Annotated in this window: 1 protein-coding gene; it reads left to right on the forward strand. The window is 72.4% G+C overall.

Annotated elements, in window-relative coordinates:
- The coding region (locus AOK24_RS41925; RefSeq protein ID WP_055725125.1) for a cytochrome P450 family protein at positions 1–1,286 on the forward strand (1,286 nt) is incomplete at both ends.

Genomic DNA, 1,286 nt, shown 5'->3' on the forward strand with positions numbered 1-1,286 from the left:
CCCCACCGGCCGACCACCCCACCCTCGAATCCCTGGCCGTCGAGCCGCTGCTCACCTCCGAGTTCGACGCCGACCCCGGCGCCGTCTACACCCGACTGCGCGGCACGTACGGCTCCGTCGCGCCCGTCGGGCTCATGGGGGTGCCGGTGTGGCTCGTCCTGGACTACCGGGACGTCCTGGAGGTGCTGCGCAACGAGAGCCAGTGGCGGCGCGACGTCCGCTACTGGCGCGCCCGCGCGCACGGCGAACTACCACCGGACTGGCCCCTGTTGGCCGGGTACGAGGTACGGCAGACCATGTTCATGGACGACGAGGAGCACCAGGAGGCCCGCCGCGTCCTGCACACCGCCCTCGGCCCCTTCCAGAACGCCCGCAGCCCCGAAGGGTGGGAACTGCGCTCGGCGGTCGCCAAGTACGCCGACGAACTCGTCGCGACGCTCGCCGCCGAGTCCGGCGCGACCGGGCACGTGGACCTCGGGGCGCAGTACACCCGGCCGCTGCTCCTCATGGTCACCACCAAGCTGTTCGGCTGCCCCGTCGACCTCGGCGACGAACTCGTCATGGACCTCTGGCGGATGCTCGACGGCGGACCCGACGCCGGGGTCGCCACCGCGCGGGCGCTCGGCGCGTTCACACGGCTCGCCGCGCACCGCCGGGCCCGGCCGGGGGACGACCTCACGTCCTATCTCCTGCTCGCCGACCCGGAGTTGAGCGACGAGCAGCTCGGGCGGGAGCTGTTCATGCACGCCGTCTACCTCAACGACATCACCGGGAACATGGTCCTCAACACGCTCCTCGAAGTGCTGCGGGGCAACGCGACCGTCCGGCGCAGCCTGTCCGCCGGGCAGTTGGGGGAGACCGTGAACCGGGCGGCCCTCGCCAATCCGCCGGTCGCCAACATGTGCTTCCGGTTCGCGGCGCGGGACATGGGGCTCGGGAGCTACCTGATCAGGGCCGGGGACGTGGTGTGTCCCTCGGCCGCCGCCGCGCACCAGGATCTGCTGGAGATCGGGGCCTCGCACATGGTGGGGTCGACCGTCTCTACCCGGGCCCACCTCGGCTGGGGTGCCGGGCCCCACCAATGCCCCACCGCCGCCCGGGAGTTGGGGACGCTCATCGTCACCACGGCCGTCGGTAAACTCTTCGACCACTTTGCCACCCTCGAACTCGCCCTCCCGCACGACCAGTTGCCCTGGCGCTCGGGCGCGGTCGTGCGGGGGCTGCGGGTCCTGCCGGTGCGGTACGAACTGGCGCCGGGGGCGGTGCCCCGGCGCCAGTTCGTACCG

It is taken from the genome of Streptomyces niveiscabiei (assembly GCF_001419795.1).
In the GTDB taxonomy this organism is placed as follows: Bacteria; Actinomycetota; Actinomycetes; order Streptomycetales; family Streptomycetaceae; genus Streptomyces; species Streptomyces niveiscabiei.